The organism is Tolypothrix sp. VBCCA 56010 (assembly GCF_050875635.1).
GTDB lineage: Bacteria > Cyanobacteriota > Cyanobacteriia > Cyanobacteriales > Nostocaceae > Hassallia.
This window is the reverse complement of the sequence record NZ_JBPAOH010000079.1, coordinates 1-19,599: the sequence shown is the minus strand read 5'-3', so window position 1 is coordinate 19,599 and position 19,599 is coordinate 1. Positions and strand designations below refer to the sequence as shown.

The window sequence follows — 19,599 nt, the reverse complement described above, 5'->3', positions numbered from 1 at the left end:
ATTTAATCATTCATTAGAGATACAAGACGAGAGAACCAATAGACAATTTCTGGATCGCTGTAGGTTGTAAGTCGAGCAATTTCGCTAGCAAGCTGATACGCTTGCTCACCCTTGCGGTAATTCATTAGTTTTGCAAGATTAAGCAATGCTGTTTTTAAATCGCCAGGATACGTAGGCAAGCTCTTACCCTCTGTGTACTCAATGCGACAGAGAATAGGATTCCAGTCAATCTTGCTAGCAGTAATATGTGAATTCATCATTTTTTACATTTTTCAGTTTATAACTCGAATTTATGCTTGAAAATTAATAACAACAAATACTTTTTTTTCTTATATCAATAAATAGAAGTTATTAAAATCTGGTGACAAACGTCTCAACACGGTTTGGATAAGACTTGATCCCCCTAGCCTGCTTTGTTAAGGGGATCTTTCGTTCTTTGAGTACGTCTAACGGGATTTGGAAACTTTCTGGGATGAAAAGTACCTGAAAGTCCCTATGGGCTTAGACTTTATTAAGTTATGAAAAACGTTGGATCATCATAGGCAACTCTCCTAAATCATCAATAATGCCGTCTGCATTTTCTGGCTCTTGCCACTCTAAGTCTCTCTTCCAAATACTTTTCATCCCAATTCGTTTAGCTCCCATAACGTCTGTGTCAGGATGATCGCCAATAAATACACTTTTATCTGGTGTTACCCCAAGGTTACGTAAAGCGCGAAGAAATATTTCTCTCTCTGGTTTGCGGACTTTCTCAATTTCTGAAATCAAAATTGTTTGAAAGTATTTATCGATACCTAGTCCTTGAATTGTGCGTCTCTGAAAACTACCAAGACCATTAGTAATAATTCCCAGTAAATATCCTTCTCTTGTTAAGATATCAAGAGTTTCCAATAGATTGATAAATGGGATGCAAGAATGTATAAACTCTGTTTCGTAATCATCTAGCAACTCTTGCCAAGAAATAGTTTGAAGTTCAAACTCGGAAACGATAGATTGGTAAACTTTATCTTTCCAAACATAACCCCGGCAATCTAACTCAATGAATTTGGAAATATATTGATTCTTGGTAATTTTATTTAATTTCGATGATAATCTATCATATTGTTTAGTAATAAAATGTTTGATGGAAGCATCTCTATCAAGAAGAGTTCCATCTAAATCGAAGAGAATGGCTTGAATCATTTTGGAAGACCTAGATCCCCGACTTCTTTAAGAAGTCGGGGATCTTAATAGACATTTTTACCTTGCTTTATTGGCAATCCCAGAAAACACGAATAAGTGTTGCTCTTTGGGTGCAGGCAAGTTTTCACCAACATAGCGATGAAGACCTACTCCCATGTCTCCTGTTGCAGTGAGTTTGAAGTTAACTTCCTCAAATCCAGATTCACGCAATAATCTACGCACAGTCTCAGAGTAGGAAATACCGTTAGAGTGTCCGCGAGTCCAGATAACAAAAGCACCTTGTTTACTGAGAAAACTTAGGTTTCCTAGCAAGCGATTAAGTTCAGCTTCATCAGCAAGATTACCAAAAATGCCGCATACAATAACAATGTCTGCTGGTACTGCTTCCACATAGTTAGAGGAAATAGTTGCATCACCATTGATAAACTCAATTTGCTCTGCCAAACCCAAGGATTCTATAGTTGCGCGTCCACGTTCAACTAGTTGGGGATTAATCTCAACGAGTCGTGCATGGACATCTTTTGCACGAGGGTGGTTGAAGAGCGTTCCTAATAAATCTCGTCCATCACCCGCGCAAGCACTCACGATACGGATTATTCCTGGTGGGGACGCATCCAAGCTATGAGAAATGTATTCTCGCACAATTTGCAAGCGTTGTTGCAATTTTGGCTCAGTATTGTAGAGGTCGTGCCATTCTAACCAGTCTTTAGGCATAAGGCGATTTTCTCCTCATCCAAACTATACTCTTGTAGGTGAAGCTCGTAACCTGAAAATTAATCTCCGGTAAATCTATCAAGTAATGGCAGTATGCTTGATTTAGGTAGGATATCATACAAATTCCGACAAAATCAATATGTGTGAATTATATTTTCCGCGTGAAGCTGCGCCAAATCCTAGCTTTTTTTCAACGCAAAGGTGAATCAGTCTCAGGAGTCGGTTTGGGTCTATTCGTACTGATTCTCCCGTTGGGTACGCGGAGGTTAGCGCACTCGTTTCGCAGAGGTTTTCTTGCATATAATTCGCTATGTCCCAAAATAATTAGGCGCATCTTTATAGAGAATTGGTATTACCATTTTGTAGGGGAAATTATTTAATTTTGCGTTCCTTGAGTTGCAAATCCCAGCCACCTTTATATTTGGCTACACGTAAAATGACGTTAGACAAATCAGCAGTCTTCGCGCCTATTTTAGCGGAATTACCTGCTGAACAAGCGGCGTGTCGCGGACAATCGGAGCATATATTGCTAGCATTTGCAATACATCGCTTTCATTAGCTAATCTAATCACAGGTTTCACTACAGGCTACCTTGCAAAGAATCAAAATTTTCTGGTGTATTATGTATTATCCACCACTTAAATTTTAATTCTAAAACTTCGTTCCATTTGCGTAGATAAAATAGTTATCTGTCTGTTTTACATTAGCTTGAAAACCGACTTGTGTCAGCTTATTTTGCAGTTTATCTGGGTGATAATAAATTTTCACAATCTGAAATTCTCGACCATCATTTAACTTACGGCTTTTATATATACTGCCGTCATCAATCAAGATATGATTATTAGCTGTGGATGTATGTTCCAAGCGCGAGTCAACAATAAATACTTGTCCACCAACACGAACAGATTTATAAAGTTTTGTCAAAAAGAAATCGAGTAATTCTGGCGGGACATGAGATAACCAGAATGAGAAAAACACTAAATCATATTCAGCATCAGGTTCCCAAGTAAATAAATCAATTTGACGATATTCTACATTTGGCGAATTTAACTTACTGCGATTAATTTCAATTACTTCTTCGGAAGCATCAATTGCAGTAATTTTCTTACCTATATTTAAAAGCTCCTGCGTCCAGATTCCCGTTCCACTGGCTAACTCTAAAATTTCCTCCACTTGTCCGACTTGTTGTAAAGCCTGTTTGACAACATTAACTTCGTTGAACCACCGCTCCTTGATTTCGTCACCGCGATCGTAACGACCAATGCGATAGAACCATTCATCATATTCGCTGGCTCTAGCCCGATAATAATCAATTTGTTCTTGAATAATCTTATCTGTCATTGTCTGTTCTTTCGTATAGTTGAATAAAAGCCTTTGTTACAGCATTGAGCTAACATCTTAAGATTCAATATTGCGATATCTTTGTAAGCGTTGATTCAGAGTTACTGTATGTAATTCAAATAAATGATTATCGTAGTCGTAAAAATATAACGAACGCCCTTCTCCTTCTACACGACTTCGACCTTCTTTGACATCTACCCCAAGATTCCTAACTCTGGCAGCATAAAGTTCGTAGTCTTCTTCGGTTATTTTAAAAGCCACATGGTTATAAGTTTTCTCTGGTAAAGAATCCCCTTCCATGATGGCAATCCATAAGCCGTTTATCAGGAAGAATTTTTCTTTTGAGATGGAAAAAGTTTGCTCACCACTAGAATAAATCTCCTCGGCATCAAATATGGATACAAGGAATTTGGTCATCTTCTCCAAGTCTTTGACGATGAATGTGATATGACTAATTCCTTGAATCATTCTTCCTTCTTAAGTTGGGTTAAACCTCAGTTGCTGAATACTCTTGCAAATCTTTTATTTCCAAGGCGACAGATAGATTTCTGTATGCCTTTACTTCGATCGCATTTCCACTCGGATCGCTTAATAGCATCTTCGCTTGCTCTGCGTCGGTACCCACACCAGAAACATTTGGCTTTACCTTGAACTGAACCCTCATTTCATCAAGACGATTGGCAAGAGCCTCCCAATCATGCCACGCCAAAACTGCGCCGAAGTGACGCACACCATGTTCTGTTATCGGTAAAACCTCAGAGGGTCGTTCGTGCAAAGTAATCTGAGCTTCAAACAGAAATATGTCGAGCCACTTGTCACGCACACGACCGACTTTGGCACCGAAGGTGGTGACATAAAAGTTCTTAGATTCTTCTAAGTCTCGGACGGGGAGGGCAAGATGAAAAATTGGGCGAAACATCACCAGAGTTATTTTTGAGCAAAGGGCTTGAGGACTTCTAAAAAACTACCACTAAATTTCGTTACGAACTTGTGCAATGTTGTACTAAGACTTGAAATAACTAGGATTCCATTGCAACCAGTAATTTTCCAAGGATCTAGCAATAACATCAGCTAATTTACCGAACAAAGCGTATAGCAAAATGCTCAGTACAACAACATCAGTTTGCATAAATTCTCTGGCATTCATTGCCATGTAACCAATACCAGAATCAGCGGCAATTGTCTCTGCAACAATCAGTGTCAACCACATGATACCCAAGGAATAACGGACACCCACCAAAATAGATGACAATGCCCCAGGAAGAATAATTCGCCAAAATAAACCCCAGGTACTTAAACCATAAACTTTTCCCATTTCAATTAATGCCGGATCGACGCTACGAATACCATGAAAAGTATTTAAATAAATGGGAAACATTACACCCAAAGATACAAGAAATAATCTGGCTTCATCTCCAATACCAAACCACAAAATTACTAAGGGAATTAATGCCAAATTGGGAATGTTACGCAGCATTTGAATAGAAGTATCTAACAACTTTTCTGCAATAGGAGAAATGCCATTGACTAAACCCAAGGTAAATCCAATACTTCCTCCAACTAAAAAGCCTGAAATTGCCCTTGTAGCACTAATACCAATGTTTCTAAATAGTTCACCTGTCTTAGCTAACGTAATAGCAGCACCCAAAACACTTAAAGGTGCGGGTAAAATGCGGATTGGAATTAAGCCTATAGAAGAAAATAACTGCCAAAAGACAATTATGACTAAAGGTACTAACCAAGGTATTAATGATTGAAAATGGCGATTTTTCAAAAAAGTTAATTTTAATTTTGACTTTTTCATTGTCTGTATTGAACGCAAATTATTAGGACGATACGAAAGAATTTTCATCGTATTTTATATTTGTTAATGATGTTTACAAAACTGCTGGTTATAGATTTGATCAACTAATTTTTCCAAGCAGCAATTACAGTAATCGGCAATTCTTCAGTAAAAATTCCTGAAGGTTCTACCTGTAAAAGGGATTCTTTTAAATCAGCCTCAAATTTATCGCGGTTTTCTCCCACAAAAGATGGCAGACAAAAAGCTGTAGAATAGAGATAGCCAATGTAGCTATCAATTGTCCAAGATTTTTGATATTTGACTTCATAATTAGCTTGACGCCGGAAGGGTGATTTAGCTAAGATTTCTTCATGAGAAACTGCTAAAGGTTGCCATACACCATTACCACCTTGACCTGTGCGACGTTGTTCACCTAACCAACGTTTGACAACTGAAATAGCTGTTTTTTTCCACGGATGGTCACTATTCCAAGGGTCTTCATAGGTTTTGATAATTGCAAGACCACCATCATCAGAAAGCAGATTATGTAAACGTTCTAGCACCAGTTCTCGCTGCATCCAGTGAAAAGCTCTACCAATGGTTACTAGCTTGAATTTACCAGCAGCAGGAGAGATATTTTCTGCTCGTTCTTGTACCCAACTGATATTTGTTGCTTTCGCTGCTACTGCTTGCTGTTGCGCTTGTTGGAGCATATCTGCATCAGGATCTAAACCGATGATTTCTTGAAAATGATGCCGCAGGGGAATCGCAATTAAACCCGCACCACAACCCAAATCTAGCAGCCTTCCTTTACCATCGAGTTGAAATTTATCTGTCAACAAATCAAATACAACAGGTGGATACTGGGGTCTGTAACGCGCATAGTACCAAGCTGCACCTTCAAATAAAGTTGGGTCATAAGTAGGAATTGTCGTCATATTTTCGTATTAGAGGTAGTAAGGACTTTAGTCCTTGATTGTAGTAAGGACTAAAGTCCTTGATTGTAGTAAGGACTTTAGTCCTTAATTTTATTAAGGACTTTAGTCCTTGATTTAAGCGTTAAAACGCTTACTACACCTTGCATTTACTGTTTAGCTAGCACTTCTTGAGGTGTAATTTTGGCATATTCTTCAGGTGACAAAAACCCGTCTCTAACATTCACCTTTTTGGGTATGAGTTTCAAGCTATACCATTTATCTGCCACTTCCTGTTGCTTTGTAATGATTTTATCGTTGATTGGTACCAATGCAAAATCATACTTGCCGTGCATTTTCTCTAAAGTAGCTACATCTAATTGCGTCACAGGTGCAAGTAATTCCGCTATTTCTTTCGGATGTTGTTTTGACCAAACTTGTGCTTTTTGTAGTTCGTCTAAAAAGACTTTAATTACTTCTGGATTTTCCTGATAAAATTTGCGTGTTGTGGAGAAAAAGTTGTTAGTATCCCGCAAACCATTACTACCATCAATCAGAACACGACCAATTTTCTTTTGCTCGTTTCTAGTGACAAATGGTTCCCAGATAAACCAAGCATCCACTTTACCTTGACTGAATGCGGCATTCGCATCAGGTGGTGGTAGATAAACTGAAGTTACATCAGTGAGTTTTAGCCCTTCTTTTTCTAAAGCTCTGAGTAGAAGGTAATGACCGATGGATGCTTTTTGGAAAGCAACTTTTTTACCTTTTAAATCTTTGACACTTTTAACGGTCGAGTTGGTAGGAACTAAAAGCGAAATTGATTTCCCATCAGTGGAATTAGCAGCCAAGTAAACAAGAGGTGTCCCAGCTGCTTGGGCAAATACAGGTGGTGATTCAGCAGTTAGGGCAATATCAAGCCCGTTTGCATTTAGAGCTTCTAATTGTTGCGGTCCAGCAGCAAATTCGGGCCATTCTACTTTATATCCGAGAGATTCTAATCTTTTATCGAGATTGCCTTGTTTTTCTAAAACTGCTAAAGCAGTAAGCTGTTTATTACGGACAATTCTGACTACTTTCTTGCTACTACTAGATGTAGATGTACTAGCTGTATTCGCTGTATTCGATGTAGATGAATCTGCTTGTTTTTGAGTATTATTTTGTGGTGTACTGCAACTGAATAGTGTAGTAGATAAAACTAAACTGTAGCCAAGGGCAAATAACGCCGAACGACGAGTGATTCGTTTGCGTTTCCAGGATTCAAACTTAGCTTTTAAATCTTGCATTAGATGATGACAAAAATTACAAATAACTGGAGGGTTACAAACTTACTTGTTTGTATCTGAATTGTCAACAATTCAGATACAAACAAATTCAAACTGTAATCGTTGTGCCGTCAAATTTAGTGAAGGTATAACCATCGAATTGCTCGTTGAATGTTAGCCTTTCGTCTTTGAGAATGCTGATAGCAATTTCTTCGCCTAAAGCTAATGCGGTTGAACCATCTGAGCGCCAATGGATTCCGCCGTTGTTGCGACCAAGGGTATAGTTAACTGCCAGCTTGTTCAACTCACCTCCCACTGTAAGTGGCGCTCCGTTGTAGGGAATTACCTTTGTGGGGTCATTGGGGTCAGGTATCACCGGATTGGGGATGACAAAGTTCTCGTCAAAAAACGCCTTCAACAAAGTGACGTTTACACCAGCAATAGCAGCAGCACCTCCACTGTAAGAGGAATGTGTTGGTGCGCCTTCTGGGTATCCATGAGGCAATAAATAACTCCCGTAGGTGCTGAAGGTATCAGCCAAAGCTCGCGACTTCAAAAACTCATCATTAATCGGATATTCAGTTTTATTGACAATGTTGTTGTAGACTAGTCCAGCAAATGCCTCCGGTCGCAGACGGCGGTGTACATACCACTTTTGCCAGTAACTAGCTCTAATCGCCCGCGAGGATGCCAGAGGAAGCAAGCCTTGCAGATATGCGACGGCAAATGTAGCAGCAGAACCAAGTTGAGTCTTGGATTTGACGTAGGGATTGCCTGGATTTAAAGGCGCACCAATGCCACTGCCTAAAGGCTCGTTCACGTTATTGCCGCTACTGAGAATCAAGGATGCTCCCAAGAACAAAGCTCCGCCAATATGGGAAAACTCCCCTAAATCCCGACCATTGAAGATATAACGGCGCTGTGGATCGTACTTAATCGATTTGCCAGAGCTACCACCATTTTGGACGGTCAACCATTCCTGAAAATCGATGAGAAAATCGTTACCAGGAAGGGCAGTACGAATCAGCGGAGAAACATATTGAGTGCCAAAAGGAACATTTAATAGTAAAAACTGTGAGATATAAGGACCTATATCCACTCCTGGAGGAATGAAGTGTTGTGCTGACCTGTATGAATCATTGGACTGACCGACATAGGTAACACTACCGCGAAACAGAATCTCAGGGGTGATTTGACCATTCTGTTTAGGTCCAGTGTATCCTGAAAGCTTGTTCAAATCTTCGACAGCAGCCAAAACCTTGGGATTGCTAGTATTGTTTTGGAACTCTGTAAAAGGTACATCACGGAGTAAGGCTTGCCAGTACAGTTCTACTGCATCAGCTGCCTGTTCTGCACTATCTAAAGTCGGTGCTGGTGGAATTGCTATTTGCGAAGGATTATATCCTTCTAGGCTAATTGCCAATGGACCTTGAGGATTAACTAGCTTTCTTCCACCACCGAGAATGATGTTTTCATAGTCATTAGGATTGCCGGATCTTAAAGCTTGAATCACAGAATTGTAAGCTTCTAATTTGACTTCACCCCGCTCATCGTGAGGCAGTCCCCTAGTGTCAGTGGCGATTTTATTCGGATACCGTTTCTCATCACCATTGGTCGGATGACCAGGAATAGGAATTGCCCGATTAGCTTCTGCCGCAGCAACACGAATTCGATAAGCTTTATCACGAAATGCATTATAGTTCTGCCGCCCGCGTTCCTGTGCCTGCACCACACCACCGTTTTTCTTGGTGGAGAAAGTGGAACCCACAACTCCCGTCACAACGCTAGTGGCTGTAAATATACCAGTATGAACCAAAAAAGAGCGTCTGCTGGGGCTAGTTAAACGATGCTGTTTAACCTTGGATGTTTTCTGGCTAGAATTATTAATTTCGCTGTCCGCTTGTGCATCTGTTGGGGAAACTTGATCGGAAGAGGAATCGAATTTCATAATTTTTTTGTATGAATGATAGTGAAGTTGAAAGATGCACTACAGGTAGATGATGCGTGACATTGCTGTAGAAAACTGTGCCAAATGATAATTATTAGACTTTTTGCAGTTATTTGGGGAAAGGGGTAGGAAAAAAGCTCTTTCACGACAGTGCCAAAAAGACTTTTGCAAGAAGTAATAAAAGTTTCAAAGAGTTATTGTGTAAGTTCTAGTAGTCTGCCAAGCTAAGTTTGCGGACATAATATAACGAACCGCAGAGGCGCAGAGAACACAGAGGAAAAGGAAGAGAGAAAGATTCTCTTTCCTTGGTTTACTCTGCAAGATTGATGTGGCAAAGTACTAGTGGTCTGGCAAGTCAACTTTGACGGGTAAATTAATTTTTCAATCTCTCTTATTTTCCTCTTACTTCGTGTACTTCGCGTCTTTGCGGTTCGTTCTTTTACCCCTCAAACTTAGTCTGCCAGAACACTAGATTAGTGAAAAAGCTTTTATTAGGATTGAGGTAATAAGGTGGGAATTACCCACCTTATGAATTTGCCATTTCAGAGGATACTAAGGCAAAACTTAAAAAAGAAAATTTCCTATTTTGAGCATTTTGATTTGATAATTACAAACTTTTAATTTTGGATAGTTTTTGTTGGTAATAGTTTCCAAATCCAAAATCCGTCGAGAATGCGCTTTGATGCCTTCTCTTCTCCCAAAGGGAGACGCTTGCGCGAACGAGAGGCACGCGGCTACGGCAACTTTGCCTTGGGCGAACGGAGGAAACCTCCGACGGGCGCCAGTTCGCCCAAGTCAAGCCAGTGCGTTGCGGGGGTTCCCCCCGTTGTAGCACCTGGCGCGGGAAACCCGCCCAAGCGACTGGCTCAACTTTTCGCAAAATCTAAAATCCAAAATCGTATTAGGAATATTGGGTAACAAGGGGGAATTCTTGGTTAAGTACCCAATTTCCGATATCTTTAAATTTGTAATCTATGGGATCGTGCAGGGTAAAGGTGCGTAAATCGCGCCAGTAACGGTCAAAGCCATATCTAGTAGCAGTTGACCGAGTTCCCATGACTTCAAAAATGCGGTTGGTGATATTTAAGCCAGTTTTGCTGGCAAATGCTTTGGCTGAGAAAACCGCGATCGCTACTTCTCCTCTTTCTTCAGCAGTCAGGTCAACATCTTTTTCCCAAGCTTGTTGTACTTTGACGGTAGCTTGGTTTGCTAACAGTATAGCAGCTTGCAGTTCTGTCCACAATTCACCATAGTGATGCAGAATATACGGGTCTTTAGTTGCACTTTCTACCCCTGATGTAATCCAAGGTTTAGAAATAGTTTGAGTGTATTCTTTGGCGGCTGTAAATGCCCCTTGGCTAATACCTAAATACACATAGGTTTTTGTTAGTTGAGCGATGATTCCCAGAAATGTACTAAAAGCATTATCAGGAGGATGAGGATATCCCAAAACTTCATCTTTTTTCACTAAAACATCGTGAAATGTAAATGTATCGCTGTCGGTTCGTCGTTGCCCAATATTATCCCAATCTTGATTAGATACTACACCAGATCGGTCTTTGGGAATAACAAATAATAAAGGGTATTCTACGCCATCTTGCACGGCGGAGAATACCCGGAAATCGGCAGAGGCAATACCAGTACCGAAGCTTTTAACGCCATTGACGCGAAAATTTTCACCTTCTGGGCTAATTTTCAAGCGCGTATCTCGCGTGTTAATCGCGTTTGCCCAAAACAAGTTTTTCTGGGCAGTTTCTTGATAATATCTATCTTTTTGTTCTGGGGTTCCGGAAACATGACCTAAAGCAACTAAATTCAAATGATTGCCGTATAATTGCCCAATGGAACCATCAGCTTGAGATAGTTGTTGGACAATTTTTAAGGCTTCTATCCAAGTTGCGCCAACACCATTATAAGCTTTTGGTACTATTAGGGCAAGTAAACCGCTTTCACGCAGTCGTTGTATTTCTAAATCTGGAATTCCGGCTTTGATATCACGTTCAACTGCGGTTTCGGTGAGTTCTTGTCCAAGTGAAGACGCAATTTGAATCCAATCTTTTGATTCTTTAACTAGTAGTTGCACCATCAGTGTTTTTGTTATTTGGTAATGGTTAGTAGTTAGTTGATATAGTAGGGTGCGATCTTCTGCTTTGAGTACGGCATCCTACGTGTATTTCAAAAATCTGCGGAGGAGTCCTATAGTTGTTAATCATTATTTATGCATTAGCTGAATTCAATAAATATGATTGTTCTGGTTCTAACTCGTGCGATCGCTCCTGTTTACCCATCACCCGTCGTAAAATCTTCTCTACTGTAGTAGCTAATACCGCATCTCCCCTAACTCGCGGACGTGGCAAATTAATTCTTAAATCTAAGCCAATCTGACCGTTTTCAATCAATACCACTCGGTCGGCTAGCACAACGGCTTCTTCTACATCATGGGTAATCAGCAATGCAGTAAATTCTTGCTCTTGCCATAGTTTCTCAAGTAAATGCTGCATTTCAATTCGCGTTAACGCATCCAATGCTCCCAATGGCTCATCCAGCAGCAACAAAGCAGGTTGACTTGCTAATGCTCTTGCTAATGCCACCCGTTGGCGTTGTCCACCAGAGAGAACGGCGGGCCATTCATTCGCTCTGTCTTCCAGCCCCACAGCACCCAGGACTTCCAAAGCCTTTTGCCGTGCATACACTTTTGAGTTAGAATGGCTTAAGCCTAACTCTACATTTGCTACTACCCGTTGCCAAGGTAGTAACCGCGCATCCTGGAACATCATCCGAATACTTGGGTTAATCCGATGATGCGAAATTTTTTCATTTAAGAATACATCACCTGCACTCGGAATATCTAGTCCAGCAATCAAGCGCAGCATCGTACTTTTACCGCATCCACTCCGACCGACAATAGCGACAAATTCCCCTGGCTGAATATCTAAACTCACATCTTGCAAAACTGTTTTCTTTCCAAAGGTCTTTCGCAGCCTTTCGAGTTTTAAATGCATTCCACGCGCTTGTGATTTCATACAACAAATTTCCTTATATACCTATATATGCAGTTTGTACTTCTGATGACTCTGGCTTTGATTTCATCCATGCAGTCATCAAGATTGATTTATAATCTACGGTAAATCGGTCGAGTTGACGTAGATTGAGAATGATAGTAGTTTCACACGTTTAGCCGAAAAAGGCAAGTATCTTTTTGTAAAAAAATGCTAAACTACGATTAGTATCGGGATTTCGCGCTTGCGAGTGATAAACGCGGAAAGCCCGCTATAAATGTTAACGATTAACGTAATTCAAACCCCAAATTTTGCAAAGCTGACCGCAAGCGATCGCGTCCCGATAAAGACTCAGCAAACGCTACTCGTTTAGCCGAATGTTCTGCCCAATCACCAGGAACATTCATCTGTTGCGAGTTATAGAAGTCTTTCATCACTTGGTTATAGAAAGAGATATCCTCATCTTGTTCTGTTAATTTATAAGTTTCTCGATGCAACACTGCTGCTTGGGGTAAGCGTGGTTTGATTGCTGCTTCTACTGCGGGATCTACATAACCCACACACAATCCAAAAACCGCGAACACATGAGGTGGTAACTCTAAAACCTCCGCAACACCTTCTGGATTGTTACGCATCGCACCAATATACACCGTTCCCAAACCAAGAGATTCCGCTGCTACCACAGCATTTTGCGCTGCTAACGCTGCATCAATTGCTGCCATCAAAAACATTTCTAGATAATTTAATCCCTCATAAGGTAATCCGCGACTTTCTGCAACGTGAGTCAGTCTCGCTAAATCTGCCAACCACACGAGAAATAAAGGACATTGACGAATATGCGCTTGATTATTAGCTAATTGTGATAACTTTTCCTTGCGGTTTGCATCTTCAACTGCAACTACACTCCACGTCTGGAGATTCGAGGAAGTAGACGCTGACTGCGCTGCTGCTACCAAGGTTTCTAGAGTTCCTGTTGGTAAAGTATCGCTCTTGTAAGCACGAATCGAACGATGAGATAAAAGAGAACCGATACAGTCATTCAAGGGGATATCTGTATTAACGGTGTTAATGCCATAACGCTGATTAAGCAACTCGGTAAAATTGGTCATAATTTGCTGTTGGGTGTTGGGCATTGGGCATTGGGCATTGGGCAATGGGCAATGGGCAATGGGCAATGGGCATTAGGCAATGGGAATTAAAGAAGCGGCTGTAAGTGATGCGCGTTCTAATACGATTCTTTCCATGCCCGATGCCCCATGCCCGATGCCCCATTCCCCACTAACAACTATCCAAACTATCTTTTCGGTGAAAAAGCAGCATATTGCTCTGGTGATAGCATGGCTTCTTTCACATTAATCTGCTTGGGTAGTAATTTCAACTCATAAAACTTATCAGCGACTTGTTGCTGAATATTAATTAATGCTTCATCAATTGGCACAACTCCAAAATGCCTTCTTTGAGTTGCCTTTTTCATTGCGTCTAAATCAATTCCCAATACAGGTGAAAGCGTTTGTGCTATCTCATCACGATTCTTATCAGACCAATCCTCTAATTTTTTAATTTCTTCTAAAATCGCCTTAATTGTTTCTTGATTTTCTGTGGCAAATTTACGACTTGCTAAATAATAGCCACCTTGTTTAGAAATGCCTTCACCAGTAATTAAAACACGAGCATTAATTGATTTTTCCGCAGCAGCAAAAAAGGGGTCCCAAATCGCCCAACCATCAATACTACCTTTAACAAAGGCAGCACGAGCATCAGCAGGTGGTAAAAATACAGGTTGAATATCAGTGTATTTTAATCCGGCTTTTTCTAAAATTTGTATTAGCAAATAATGAGCGCTAGAAGCTTTTTGAACAGCAATTTTTTTGCCTTTTAAATCAGCTATTGTTTTGATTGGAGAGTTTTGAGGAACAAGAAGGGCTTGACCGGGTGGATTAGCAGCGATTCCAGCAATATAGGCGATAGAGGCTCCTGCTGCTTGGGCAAAAATCGGTGGTGTTTCTCCGGTTTGTCCAAAGTCAATACTGCCTACATTCATTGCTTCTAAAAGTTGTGGTCCGGCGGGAAATTCTATCCATTGTATAGATTTTCCTTCAGGTTGTAAGCGCTTTTCTAATACTCCTTTAGTCTTTAGGAGAATTATTGCTTTTTGATAGCCAAATCTAACTACTGATGCCTTGGCTTGAGTTGAGTTATTAGCAGATATAGGAGTAGTATTGCTTGCATTGTTGGCTGTGCAAGCGGCAAATAAGACGCTGAGACATAAGCCAGTAATAAAAGCCCCAGCGACGGGAATAGGTATAACCGATAGTAATTTGTTTTTATTCGCAAATTGGTCAACTCCCAATCTCTTCAACGCTGCAATCAATCGCTGAAAAATTAAGCTAATCATGAAAACTCACTCCTCTCTCTTTTATAGTACAGTAAATTGATTGATTTGCCGTAGTATGCAGGCAAAAAAAGGTGGTTTATCTTAGAAAGTAAAAGTTGTGCGGAGAACACCTACCCAGATTGGGTCATTTGCGTCATTGTGTTCTGGCTGGGTAATCAAGTAAAAAATTGGAGTGACGCTGATGTTATCACTCACCCGGAAACGATAAAAAGTTTCGATGTGTAAAGATGTATCTTTGTCTTCTCGTCGTTGTCCAGCAACTCTAAAGTCGTTACTTGTAACTTTGGGTGGAACTCCCACAGTAATTCCAGCAATATTACCTTCTTTAAATAAATCTGGAAAGCTAAAGGTGAGAGCAGCATTGATGATTGTGGCATCGTTATTATCACCGACTTCTTGATGGGCAAGAGTGTAACCAAACCAACCACCAAAATTAAAACGTTGGCTGGCTTTCCAGTTGAATTCTACGCCGAAGTTATCGGATGTGGTGGCAAGTTGTCCGAAAGGATTTCTCGCAAAAGCGCTACCTGTACCACCAGTGAGGTTATTACCGGAGTTGGTAGGATAGTATTTGCGGGTATAGGTCAGACCTAAATCAAATTGCTTGCTGGGTGAGAAGGTAAGTTGGGCGATCGCTGCTTGGGAACTACTGTTAAAAATCCCATTTTCGGGTCGATTTGCAAAAAAGTTATCAGCGATGTAACTTAAATGTACTTGTAGGCGATCGCTAAATTTGTATGTTAAAGCTGCACCTGCACCATCAAAGCCAGGACGGTACACAGTCGGGTTAAACTGTCCAAATCGAGAAAAACCACCTTGTAAGGGATTACCATTTAAAGCATTGAATGTCGGTACCCAAAGAGGAAAGTTTAGGGTTCTAGTACCGATGAAAACATTAGCATTATTCCCTACAGGGAAACGATAGTATAAGTTGGCAAGAAACAAGTTTCCCTCTGGATAATTAGTAGTCCTATCCAAGGCAAAACGGGTCATTTGGGTTCCCGTACTGCTTCCCAAAATAGGGATATTGTCTGCTTGTAAAGCAGTTGTTAGTTGGTCTTTTCCCGTAAAGCTGGTCTGAAGGACAAGTCTAGCGCGATAAGCCAAAAAGGTGTTGGTGTCATCTTTAGTATCATCTGCACGAGTATTATTTGCCCTGTCACCAAAAGTATCAGCTGCCACAAATATGGCATCACCCACCAATTTAGTTGTAGTTGAAAATTGATTTGCTTCGACTTGTGCCGATCGCGCTTCTAAGTTATCTACCCTTCCCCGTAATTGAGCAAGTTCTGGGCGAAATTCTGATGATAACCGTTGTAAAGTTACTAAATCTTCTTTTGTTGCCAGATTTGCCGTTGATGATGCAATCAATTTCGTTACTTGGTCTAAACAAGCATTTAACCCTGCTGCAAATTCGTACCGCGTTAAAGCTCGATTTCCGCGATATTTCCTGTCAGGATAGCCTGCTATACATCCATACCGCTCAACTAAAGATTGAAGTGCTTGAAATGCCCAGTCTGTCGGTTGTATATCCGAAAGTTCCGATACCGATGTCACTGGTGACTCGTTGACTGGTTCAACGGGTGTTGTTTCCGGTGGGTTTTGAGCAATTATCTCACCTAGGGGCGCTAATTTGACATCCGCGAAAGTAGAATTTGCTGTACCTCCTGCCTCAAGCACAGTTTCATCGAAAGGTAATAATGTAGGTGATGAAGTTTCTACCTTTGTCTGTGTTTCTTCTTGAGCAAGAGTTTTCGCGTTGGCTGCTAAGAAAAACAGCATTAAAAACATTGGTAAAGTAAACAGAAAATTGCCAAATTCTTTTTTCATTTTCATAGAACACACAATTCGGTCTGGTACAAATCCTCTGTGCTTCTATACGCACGTCTTCGGATAACATTGGATAAAAAAGAAAACTCTTATTAGCAATCAGGTAAAAGCTTCAATTTTGCGCTTTATCGCTACTCTGATTCGGTGCTTTGTATCTGGATCGTCATCAAAACTATCCCCTGCTAATCACAAAATTAGGCAAGAGAAAATCATTTTATGGCAATCACCAAACCGCCTTATTAAAAAATCTACGGTAAATCGGTCGATTTAGTACAGTTTGATATTACTAGATAGCAGTATTTCATACAAACTGTATGAGATGAGTATTTCTAGCTACATACTATACATAATTTAAAATTAGGACGAGACGCTTGTCTTTAGGAATCATATCTGGTAATATACATTTTTTAAAATTAACTCCGGTAATTCGGTAGATTTAGTGTATATTTAGTAAAATCGCCGTTGTTTTACTTTTTTTGCTAAAAGTAATCAAAAGAATTAATTCAAGAATATGAAATACAATCAACGGGCGTGAAAGTGACCTCAAGGTTTCAGAAATTTGTCTGGGAACCATGACTTATGGACAGCAGAATACCATTGAAGAAGCGCATCAACAGTTAGATTATGCTGTTGCCCAAGGAATAAATTTTATTGATACTGCGGAGATGTACCCAGTACCCCCGCGTGGTGAAACCCAAGGAAAAACGGAAGCTTACATCGGTGAATGGTTGAAAAAACAACAGCGATCGCGCCTGATTATTGCCACAAAAATTGCCGGTCCCGGTCGTCCTTTTAAATGGCTGCGGGGAGGAAACATCAAAATTGATAGTAATAATATCAAGCAAGCGGTAGATGATAGCTTGAAGCGATTGCAAACAGATTATATAGATTTATACCAAATTCACTGGCCCGAACGCTATGTTCCCACTTTTGGACAAACAGAGTACAAACCGGATTTGGAACGTGAAACTATCAGTATTACCGAACAATTAGAAGCATTTGCTTCGGTCATCAAAGCCGGGAAAATTCGCTATCTGGGTTTGAGTAATGAAACACCTTGGGGAGTTAGCGAGTTTATTCGTATTGCCCAACAGCAAGGATTACCCAAAGTTATCTCGATTCAAAATGCTTATAATTTGCTAAATCGCGTATTTGATTCAGCTTTAGCAGAAGTTTCTCGTTACACAAATGTTGGCTTACTCGCTTATAGTCCCCTCGGATTTGGTTTGTTATCTGGAAAGTACACAAACGATAACAAACCAGAAAATACACGCATAACTCTATTTCAAGGTTTTGGACAACGCTATCTTAAACCAAATGTGAATGAAGCTGTAGCAGCTTATGTCGAAATTGCCAGAAAGTATAATTTGAAGCCGACACAATTAGCTTTGGCTTTCGTGCGGAGTCGATGGTTTGTCAGTAGCACAATTATTGGTGCGACATCTCTACAACAACTGCAAGAAAATATTGATAGTGTGAATGTAACTCTCAACAAAGAGATTTTAGCAGAGTTAGATGCAGTTCATACACGTTATCCCAATCCCGCCCCATAATCTTAGTTTTTGACCCAATACCCCATTCCCGGTTTTGGATAACCTATGTACGTAAATCCTGATGCTGCTAGTTTCTCAGTGTCCTTGGCACTTGCAATCCCAGAGTGAGTGCTCTTGCTGCCATAAAGACAGTTAGCGATAGCCATAACAAATTATTACTACGGAAGTACCAAGCAGCGATCGCTGTAGGGGCAAAGCCTACTAAGGCAGCCTTCACCGTAGATTGGCGAAGCGTGCTACCTTTAGTCAAACCCAAAAAGTAGCCATCCAGCATGTAGGCAATTGACCCAAATCCGAGAATGGGTAGCAGCCAAGGAACATAAAGACATAGGCGATCGATAATTTCTGTGTGGTTGGTTAACAGTCCGAAAAGTGGTTTCGGAGTGAGTATGAAGGCGATCGCAAATATTAACCCCAAGCTTAAGCTAGTTCCCCCGGAAACTTGTACTAGCTGCATTAGTCCCTCAGTAGTTCCTTTGCCTCGAAAAACCCCCGCCAAACTCTCTGTAGCGAATGCCAACCCATCTATGAGATATGCCGCCAGTCCCACAACCTGCATGAGTACTGCATTCGTCGTTAGAACAACGGTTCCCAAAGTTGAACTCAGGGTGGTGAATATCGCAAACGTGGAAATCAACGCTAAGGTGCGAATGAGAATCTCGCCGTTAAGCGTGAAGGCAACTTTTAAGTCAGATGGTTCAAACAGCTTTCTCGCTAATGCTTGCACCTGCTTGAACCGAATTTCTTGGTAAAATAGCAGGATTCCCACCAGCAGCATCAGATACTGACTAGTTGCCGTTGCCAGTCCAGCACCTCTACTTTCCCATCCCCAGCGGACAATGAACATGTAGTCAAGTAGTACATTTGTCATATTACTGACTACTGAAAGTAGAAGCACCTTATTGCTTTGTTCCCGTCCCAGAAACCAACCAATCAGCACAAAGTTGATCAGCGTTGCTGGCGCACCCCAGATTAAAGCATTATAAAAGGCTTGTCCTGAAGCTTTGACTTCTGGTGTAGCACTTAAGAGGGCAAAACCCAACATTCGCAAGGGTTGTTGGAACACTAGAATTGCTAGTCCTAGTAACAATGCTAAAACTCCATGCCGTAACCCAATTAATAGCACGGACTCCTGATCTTCCTGCCCCATTGCTTGGGCAGTCATTCCAGTTGTGCCCATACGAAGGAAACCAAATGTCAAATAGATATAGTTGAATAGAACCGCCGCCAAGGTTACTCCTGCCAGATGACGGATCTCTGTCAAATGTCCCAAGAATGCCACATCCATCAGTCCTGCTAGGGGAACCATAAGGTTTGAGAGGATGTTGATTATTGACAGTTTGAAGAACTGGTACAAGAACGTTGGTTTTTGCGAGAGGAAAGGCAAGATTAGGATACTCCTTCAAGACTGTCTAGAGGTGGTCGGGTAGTTTGCGTAGCCTTTTTAACTGGATTTTGGACTATTGATGTATTGAGATTAGCTGCCTAATACAGATGCTATTTCCCTCGCACAACTAAAGCGCAAATTTTCCTGACGATGGCGATGTTGCAGACGCTCATAAAACCAGAGTGATGAACTACCCCACCCTATAGAGGGATGGGGTTTCCAACTTCGCAGGGAATCGCATCTAGCAAAACCGAAGTTTTACCAGGTTGACTTATATTCCCTCCATTG

Annotated in this window: 17 protein-coding genes and 1 pseudogene; 1 reads left to right on the top strand and 17 read right to left on the bottom strand. The window is 40.8% G+C overall.

The window, feature by feature from the left end; all coding sequences use genetic code 11:
* Positions 1-2: 2 nt before the first annotated feature.
* The 16 genes from AABK37_RS23985 to AABK37_RS23910 form a co-directional block, all read right to left on the bottom strand.
* Positions 3-260: a hypothetical protein gene (locus AABK37_RS23985; protein WP_432554030.1), complete on the bottom strand. Its 258-nt coding sequence runs from the start codon at positions 258-260 to the stop codon at positions 3-5.
* A 256-nt stretch (positions 261-516) separates the two neighbouring features.
* Positions 517-1,182: an HAD family hydrolase gene (locus AABK37_RS23980; protein ID WP_432554029.1), complete on the bottom strand. Its 666-nt coding sequence runs from the start codon at positions 1,180-1,182 to the stop codon at positions 517-519.
* Between the two features lie 57 nt (positions 1,183-1,239).
* A complete protein-coding gene (locus AABK37_RS23975) occupies positions 1,240-1,896 on the bottom strand; it encodes a class I SAM-dependent methyltransferase family protein (RefSeq protein WP_432554028.1) in 657 nt (218 codons plus the stop codon).
* A 651-nt stretch (positions 1,897-2,547) separates the two neighbouring features.
* Positions 2,548-3,237: a class I SAM-dependent methyltransferase gene (locus tag AABK37_RS23970; RefSeq protein ID WP_432554027.1), complete on the bottom strand. Its 690-nt coding sequence runs from the start codon at positions 3,235-3,237 to the stop codon at positions 2,548-2,550.
* A 57-nt stretch (positions 3,238-3,294) separates the two neighbouring features.
* Positions 3,295-3,705 carry a FosX/FosE/FosI family fosfomycin resistance hydrolase gene (gene fosX / locus AABK37_RS23965; protein ID WP_432554026.1) on the bottom strand — a complete coding sequence of 137 codons (411 nt, stop codon included), beginning with the start codon at positions 3,703-3,705 and terminating at the stop codon, positions 3,295-3,297.
* A gap of 19 nt (positions 3,706-3,724) precedes the next feature.
* The gene (locus AABK37_RS23960; protein ID WP_432554025.1) at positions 3,725-4,156 is read right to left on the bottom strand and encodes a VOC family protein; all 432 of its coding nucleotides are present in this window, start codon (positions 4,154-4,156) and stop codon (positions 3,725-3,727) included.
* Positions 4,157-4,240: 84 nt separating this feature from the next.
* Positions 4,241-5,041 (bottom strand): aliphatic sulfonate ABC transporter permease SsuC, encoded by an 801-nt coding sequence (gene ssuC, locus AABK37_RS23955; protein ID WP_432554024.1) that lies wholly within the window; start codon positions 5,039-5,041, stop codon positions 4,241-4,243.
* A gap of 104 nt (positions 5,042-5,145) precedes the next feature.
* A complete protein-coding gene (locus tag AABK37_RS23950; RefSeq protein WP_432554023.1) occupies positions 5,146-5,958 on the bottom strand; it encodes a class I SAM-dependent methyltransferase in 813 nt (270 codons plus the stop codon).
* 146 nt (positions 5,959-6,104) lie between these two features.
* The gene (locus AABK37_RS23945; protein WP_432554022.1) at positions 6,105-7,220 is read right to left on the bottom strand and encodes an aliphatic sulfonate ABC transporter substrate-binding protein; all 1,116 of its coding nucleotides are present in this window, start codon (positions 7,218-7,220) and stop codon (positions 6,105-6,107) included.
* Between the two features lie 88 nt (positions 7,221-7,308).
* Positions 7,309-9,147 (bottom strand): vanadium-dependent haloperoxidase, encoded by a 1,839-nt coding sequence (locus AABK37_RS23940; protein WP_432554021.1) that lies wholly within the window; start codon positions 9,145-9,147, stop codon positions 7,309-7,311.
* A 901-nt stretch (positions 9,148-10,048) separates the two neighbouring features.
* Positions 10,049-11,233: an acyl-CoA dehydrogenase family protein gene (locus tag AABK37_RS23935; RefSeq protein ID WP_432554020.1), complete on the bottom strand. Its 1,185-nt coding sequence runs from the start codon at positions 11,231-11,233 to the stop codon at positions 10,049-10,051.
* Positions 11,234-11,363: 130 nt separating this feature from the next.
* Complete coding sequence (locus tag AABK37_RS23930) at positions 11,364-12,170, bottom strand: ATP-binding cassette domain-containing protein (protein WP_432554019.1); 807 nt, start codon at positions 12,168-12,170, stop codon at positions 11,364-11,366.
* Between the two features lie 263 nt (positions 12,171-12,433).
* Positions 12,434-13,255 carry an NADPH-dependent oxidoreductase gene (locus tag AABK37_RS23925; protein WP_432554049.1) on the bottom strand — a complete coding sequence of 274 codons (822 nt, stop codon included), beginning with the start codon at positions 13,253-13,255 and terminating at the stop codon, positions 12,434-12,436.
* Positions 13,230-13,418: a hypothetical protein gene (locus AABK37_RS23920; protein WP_432554018.1), complete on the bottom strand. Its 189-nt coding sequence runs from the start codon at positions 13,416-13,418 to the stop codon at positions 13,230-13,232. The genes AABK37_RS23925 and AABK37_RS23920 overlap by 26 nt, the downstream gene beginning before the upstream one ends.
* Positions 13,419-13,440: 22 nt before the next feature.
* Positions 13,441-14,541 carry a sulfonate ABC transporter substrate-binding protein gene (locus tag AABK37_RS23915; protein WP_432554017.1) on the bottom strand — a complete coding sequence of 367 codons (1,101 nt, stop codon included), beginning with the start codon at positions 14,539-14,541 and terminating at the stop codon, positions 13,441-13,443.
* A gap of 81 nt (positions 14,542-14,622) precedes the next feature.
* Complete coding sequence (locus tag AABK37_RS23910) at positions 14,623-16,371, bottom strand: iron uptake porin (protein ID WP_432554016.1); 1,749 nt, start codon at positions 16,369-16,371, stop codon at positions 14,623-14,625.
* Between the two features lie 511 nt (positions 16,372-16,882).
* Between AABK37_RS23910 and AABK37_RS23905 the strand changes: the two are divergent.
* Positions 16,883-17,924, top strand: a pseudogene (locus AABK37_RS23905) (NADP(H)-dependent aldo-keto reductase).
* 67 nt (positions 17,925-17,991) lie between these two features.
* Here AABK37_RS23905 and gntT read toward each other — a convergent pair.
* Positions 17,992-19,311: a guanitoxin biosynthesis MATE family efflux transporter GntT gene (gene gntT / locus AABK37_RS23900; RefSeq protein ID WP_432554015.1), complete on the bottom strand. Its 1,320-nt coding sequence runs from the start codon at positions 19,309-19,311 to the stop codon at positions 17,992-17,994.
* Positions 19,312-19,599: the final 288 nt, after the last annotated feature.

Coding starts and splice junctions, on each gene's coding strand:
- AABK37_RS23985 (WP_432554030.1), bottom strand. CDS start 260: ATGATGAATTCACATATTACTGCTAGCAAGATTGACTGGAATCCTATT.
- AABK37_RS23980 (WP_432554029.1), bottom strand. CDS start 1,182: ATGATTCAAGCCATTCTCTTCGATTTAGATGGAACTCTTCTTGATAGA.
- AABK37_RS23975 (WP_432554028.1), bottom strand. CDS start 1,896: ATGCCTAAAGACTGGTTAGAATGGCACGACCTCTACAATACTGAGCCA.
- AABK37_RS23970 (WP_432554027.1), bottom strand. CDS start 3,237: ATGACAGATAAGATTATTCAAGAACAAATTGATTATTATCGGGCTAGA.
- fosX (WP_432554026.1), bottom strand. CDS start 3,705: ATGATTCAAGGAATTAGTCATATCACATTCATCGTCAAAGACTTGGAG.
- AABK37_RS23960 (WP_432554025.1), bottom strand. CDS start 4,156: ATGTTTCGCCCAATTTTTCATCTTGCCCTCCCCGTCCGAGACTTAGAA.
- ssuC (WP_432554024.1), bottom strand. CDS start 5,041: ATGAAAAAGTCAAAATTAAAATTAACTTTTTTGAAAAATCGCCATTTT.
- AABK37_RS23950 (WP_432554023.1), bottom strand. CDS start 5,958: ATGACGACAATTCCTACTTATGACCCAACTTTATTTGAAGGTGCAGCT.
- AABK37_RS23945 (WP_432554022.1), bottom strand. CDS start 7,220: ATGCAAGATTTAAAAGCTAAGTTTGAATCCTGGAAACGCAAACGAATC.
- AABK37_RS23940 (WP_432554021.1), bottom strand. CDS start 9,147: ATGAAATTCGATTCCTCTTCCGATCAAGTTTCCCCAACAGATGCACAA.
- AABK37_RS23935 (WP_432554020.1), bottom strand. CDS start 11,233: ATGGTGCAACTACTAGTTAAAGAATCAAAAGATTGGATTCAAATTGCG.
- AABK37_RS23930 (WP_432554019.1), bottom strand. CDS start 12,170: ATGAAATCACAAGCGCGTGGAATGCATTTAAAACTCGAAAGGCTGCGA.
- AABK37_RS23925 (WP_432554049.1), bottom strand. CDS start 13,255: ATGACCAATTTTACCGAGTTGCTTAATCAGCGTTATGGCATTAACACC.
- AABK37_RS23920 (WP_432554018.1), bottom strand. CDS start 13,418: ATGGGGCATCGGGCATGGGGCATCGGGCATGGAAAGAATCGTATTAGA.
- AABK37_RS23915 (WP_432554017.1), bottom strand. CDS start 14,541: ATGATTAGCTTAATTTTTCAGCGATTGATTGCAGCGTTGAAGAGATTG.
- AABK37_RS23910 (WP_432554016.1), bottom strand. CDS start 16,371: ATGAAAAAAGAATTTGGCAATTTTCTGTTTACTTTACCAATGTTTTTA.